A 4,550-nucleotide genomic window follows, 5' to 3' on the forward strand; every position below is an offset into this window, starting at 1 on the left:
ATGATCCTCGCCCAGCGGTCGTCGTCGAAGTCCGCGACGTGCGGCTCGTTGAACGCGAGGTGGCCGTTCTCACCGATCCCCATGCAGACGAGGTCGAGCGGCGCCTCGCGCAGCAGCGCCTCGTAGCGCGCGGCCTCGGCCTCGGCGTCGGGGGCATCGCCCTCGATGTAGTGGACCGCGGCGGGGCTGAAGGGCTCTTCGATGCGCTCGCGGATCCAGCGGCGGAACGCGGCGGTGTGGTCGGCATCGATGCCGACGTACTCGTCCATGTGGAAGGCAGTGACCTGCGCCCACGGGATGTCCTGGGCGCTCAGCGCCTCGACGAACGCGAACTGGGAGTTGCCGGTGGCGATGACCAAACGCGCCTGCCCGTTGCGTGCCACGGCGTCACGGATCGTGGCCGCTGCGCGCTCGGCTGCGGCGATCCCCATCTCCTTCTCCGAGGCGTACACCTCCACGGGCAGCTCGCCTGCGGTGAACGTGGTCGTCGGCTCGGGCATCGGAGGTCCTCCTGCGATTCGGTGGTGATGACGTCGCGCGCCGCAGCGCACGATGCAACCGTACCGCAACCGCTTGCGGCACGGTTGCACCCCGTGCCGCAACCCTCGCCTCGGCACACGAAGCGGCCCGGGGCGGGGTGGGCGGGGCCGGGCTCCCGGGCGTCAGCCCCACCCGAGGGCGCGGACGCACGCGGCAGCGATCGCGCCCAGAAGCACCACCAGGATGAACGGGGCCCGCAGCCACAGCGCTACCCCGGCGACCACCACCGCCACGAGACGCGCATCGAGAACGAGAGCTGCGCCGTCGGCAAAGGTCTGGGTGACGACCAACGCCGCGAGCAGGCCACAGGTGACCATCGCGGCGGTGTGCGCGATGCGAGGATTGTCGAGCACCTCGCTCGGCACGAGGTAGCCGGCGACCTTCATCGCGACGCAGATCAGGGCAGCGAGCAGCACCCACGCCCAGAGCGTCATGACCCGCTCCGCACGTGCGGGGGCTCGCGGTACTGCCACCACGCGATCGCCGCAGTCACCGCGGCGGCCGCGAGCACCGGGATGCCGGCGGGTGAGAGCGGGATCGCGATGGCCGCGACCACGGCTGCCACCACCCCGATCGCCTGCGCTTGCTTCTGCTTCAGGCGCGGCCACAGCAGTGCGAGGAACGCGGCAGCGGCCGCGCCGTCGAGGCCCCAGCGGGCGGGGTCGCCGAGCACGTCGCCGAGCAGCGCTCCGGCGAGCGTGGCAAGGTTCCAGAACACGAACACGCCGAGACCGGCAGCCCAGAAACCCGCGCGTCTGGCGGGCGGGTCAGGCTGGGCGAGTGCGACCGCCGTCGACTCATCGATCGTCACCTGCGCCGCGCCGACCCGCAGCAGCCCGCGCGGGCGCAACAGCGACGCCATCTGCAGCCCGTACAAGGAGTTGCGCACCCCGAGCAGCGCGGCCGTGGCGGTAGCCGCTGCCCCGGCGCCACCCGCCCCGATCACCCCGATGAACGCGAACTGGCTCCCGCCCGTGAACATCAGCAGCGACAGCACGCAGGTCTGCCACACGTCCAGCCCGGCCGCGACCGACAGCGCCCCGAACGAGATCCCGTACGCGCCGGTCGCCAGACCCACCGACACGCCCTGCCGCACGGCTGATCGGACGGTCGGGCTCGTACGCACGGGCACACTCTGCCACCGCCCGCCGCCCGCCACCGACGAGGCGTACCCTCTCGCCATGACGCCGCCGCCACGGACGCGCGTGGTACTCGCCGAGGACAGCTTCCTCATCCGCGAGGGCCTGCGCCGGATGCTCGCGGAGCTGGACGACCTCGAGGTCGTTGCGGCTGTCGGCACGTTGCCCGAGCTCGGGGCCGCACTGCGGGAGCATGGCCCCGACGTCCTCCTGACCGATGTGCGGATGCCGCCAGGGCACAGCGACGAGGGCATCCAGGTGGCCGAGCAGCTCGCGGTCGAGCAGCCACAGCTCGGCGTCGTGGTGCTGTCGCAGTATGTCGAGCCGGAGTGGGCGCTGCGGCTGTTCGAGCCGACCTCGGCGCGGCGCGCCTACCTGCTCAAGGAGCGTGTCGGTGACCTCGACCAGATCCGGGCCGCGATCGCCGCTGTCGCGGCGGGCGGAACCGTGCTGGACCCGCTCGTGGTCGATGCCCTCGTCGCAGCGCGCGAACGCCGAGCCAGCTCACCGCTGGCACAGTTGAGCCCGCGTGAGGTCGAGATCCTCGCGCACGTGGCCTCGGGGGAGACGAACGCGCACATCGCTGCCGAGCTCGTCCTCACCGAGCGCACCGTCGAGAAGCACATCACCTCGGTCATGGCCAAGCTCGACCTTGACCCGCAGGACACCGCGGCTCATCGCCGCGTCCGCGCGGTCCTGGTCTACCTTTCCGCCGTGTCCGGCTGACTCCGCCCGGTCACCGGGATCGTGATCCGTACCTGCGTTCCGTGCCCGACGGCGGAGCTCACCTCGGTCTGCCCACCCAGGGCGTTCACTCGGTCGGCCAGGCCGTCGAGGCCGCTGCGCGGCACTCGATCGGGGTCGAAGCCGTGCCCGTCGTCGACGATCGAGAGCGACAACTCGTCGTCGCGGGAGTCGACTGCGACCGTGATCGTGTCCGCGCCCGCGTGCCGCAGTGCGTTCTGAAGTGCCTCCAGGCACGCGAGGTAGGCAGCTCCCTCGATCGCGCGGGGATAGCGTGCCGACCCTGTGGCCTCGATCGTCACCGGCAGCGCCGCGTCTCGGACGTGCGCGTGCACCGCTGCGGCCACGCCCGACTCCTCGAGCACGGGCGGGTGCAGCCCGCGCGCCAAGGTGCGCAGCTGCCGTATCGCCGACTCGACCTCCACGACCAGGTCGGTGAGCGCGGCCTCGACATCGACAGATCGATCCCGCCGTAGCAGCTCTCCGAGGTGCATCCGAATGGCGATCAGCTGGGCCTGCGCGCCGTCGTGGAGGTCGCGCTCGAGCCCGCGCCGCGCGGCATCCTGCGCCTCGACGATCCGCTGCCGGGAGTCGCGCGTGCGGGCAAGCTCGCCCTCCAGCCGGGTGGTGAGGCGCTCGTTGTCGAGTACGAGGAAGAGCAGCCGTGCGACGTCGTCGAGCAGCTGTTGCGCGCCGGGGCGCAGGTCAGCCACGGCGTGGGCATAGATACGGATCTCGCCCGCATCGCCCACGGCGGCGCGGGCCAGCGGAGCCCCGGGAGCGTCGGTGCCGGCTACGGTGGCTGGGCCGCCCCCGACGTCGACCTCAGCGCGTGAGGAGCCCGAGGCGCGTAGCACCAGCTCCGCGACGTCCGCCGCGGTAGGCCGCTCCGGCGCCAGGTCGGTGAGGCGTGAGATCACCTCGCCCCGGTCCGTGACGTCGCCGTAGAGCATCCGGTCGAGCCCCCGGCGCAGCAACCGCCGCGCAGGCTCGACCAGCAGCGCCACGAGCGCGACGGCGACCAGCGGTAGCACGGGGCTGTTGGTCTGGGCGCCGATGAGGCGGCCGACCCCCACGACCACGACCAGGTAGACCACGATCGCCAGCACCGAGATGGCGACCGCCAGCGCACCCTTGCCGAGCACCGGCTCGACCTCATGGAGTCGGAAACGCGTGATCGCGATGCCGTACACCGCGAGCACGATGCCCAGCCCCACGTGCACCAGCGGCGTCCAGATGTGCGGCCACGGGTAGGTGAGGATCGCCACGAGCGCGAACACGATCAGGGCGCCCCCGACCGCTTCGAATCGGCGCCGCGTGGCCCTGCTGTCACGCCACCGCAGCACGAACGAGACCATGCCACCGAGAGCCGTCGCGAGTGCGAGCACGCCGCCGACCAGCAACAACGGCGCGAGCACTGGTGGCGCGTCCGCAGGATCGGCCCAGTCGACCGTCGGCCAGGCATCGATCGCCATCGCCGTCATGAGGATGCAGCCCCCCGCCGTGGCCGTGATGCGGATCCAGCGCCACCGCGGTCCCCGGAGTGTGCCGTCGGGGAAGTACGCGAGCAGCAGCACCGCGAGCAGGGCGACCGGCACCCACAGCACGTTCATGACGAGCAGTGGCGCGGCGGCGACCATCGGCAGCTCGGCGGGCACCAGTCCGTGCTGCTCGAAGAGGGGCCGACGGATCCCAGTGGCGACCAGTGCAGCATCGGCCAGAGTCGCCGCCAGCACGTGTGCGGCGTTCAGGACGCCCATCGTCACGAGGATCCTGCCGGCGCCGTGTCGAGGGCTGCGGTGCAGCACGAGCGCGCCGAACCACAGGCCGAGCACCGCCGACGGTCCGTTGAGGACGATCCACAACCCGTAGAGGACGTCGAGCGACCGGCCGCGGACAAGCAGCACCAGCACGCAACCGACGACGACCGCGGTCCCGATCGTCGCGACCACGGCCACGGCGTGAGAACGCCATCGGGCCGTCACTCCTCGAGTATCGACTCCCCAGCACGCCAGTGGAAGAGCGGCTGGGCACACCGTGGTGGGGGGGCCCCCCCCCCCCCCCCCATGGGGGCAGGCCCGCGGGGGCCCCCCCCACACAACCGCGCCCCCCGGCGGCCCCGGGGGG

Annotated in this window: 5 protein-coding genes; 1 reads left to right on the forward strand and 4 read right to left on the reverse strand. The window is 72.2% G+C overall.

Features of this window, described 5'->3' with window-relative positions:
• The 3 genes from ACOJSN_RS22130 to ACOJSN_RS22140 all read right to left on the reverse strand — a co-directional run.
• The coding region (locus tag ACOJSN_RS22130) for a 6-phosphogluconolactonase (protein WP_420114650.1) at positions 1-500 on the reverse strand (500 nt) is incomplete at its 3' end.
• A gap of 162 nt (positions 501-662) precedes the next feature.
• Positions 663-974 carry an AzlD domain-containing protein gene (locus ACOJSN_RS22135; protein WP_420114651.1) on the reverse strand — a complete coding sequence of 104 codons (312 nt, stop codon included), beginning with the start codon at positions 972-974 and terminating at the stop codon, positions 663-665.
• Positions 971-1,666 (reverse strand): AzlC family ABC transporter permease, encoded by a 696-nt coding sequence (locus ACOJSN_RS22140; RefSeq protein ID WP_420114652.1) that lies wholly within the window; start codon positions 1,664-1,666, stop codon positions 971-973. Before ACOJSN_RS22140 ends, ACOJSN_RS22135 begins: the two co-directional genes overlap by 4 nt.
• Before the next feature lie 55 nt (positions 1,667-1,721).
• On the opposite strand from ACOJSN_RS22140, the gene ACOJSN_RS22145 reads away from it, so the two are divergent.
• Entirely contained in the window at positions 1,722-2,405 is a 684-nt protein-coding gene (locus ACOJSN_RS22145; RefSeq protein WP_420114653.1) for a response regulator transcription factor, read from the forward strand.
• Here ACOJSN_RS22145 and ACOJSN_RS22150 read toward each other — a convergent pair.
• Positions 2,381-4,408, reverse strand: coding sequence for a sensor histidine kinase (locus ACOJSN_RS22150; protein ID WP_420114654.1), 2,028 nt, complete (start codon positions 4,406-4,408; stop codon positions 2,381-2,383). The two genes, ACOJSN_RS22145 and ACOJSN_RS22150, sit on opposite strands and share 25 nt — an antisense overlap.
• Between the last annotated feature and the right edge of the window lie 142 nt (positions 4,409-4,550).

Origin of the sequence: Pseudactinotalea sp., assembly GCF_048594945.1 — a bacterium.
Taxonomy (GTDB): Bacteria; Actinomycetota; Actinomycetes; order Actinomycetales; family Beutenbergiaceae; genus Pseudactinotalea.

What these genes read in the sequence shown, in the direction of transcription:
- ACOJSN_RS22135 (WP_420114651.1), bottom strand. Translation starts at nt 974, where the DNA reads ATGACGCTCTGGGCGTGGGTGCTGCTCGCTGCCCTGATCTGCGTCGCG.
- ACOJSN_RS22145 (WP_420114653.1), top strand. Translation starts at nt 1,722, where the DNA reads ATGACGCCGCCGCCACGGACGCGCGTGGTACTCGCCGAGGACAGCTTC.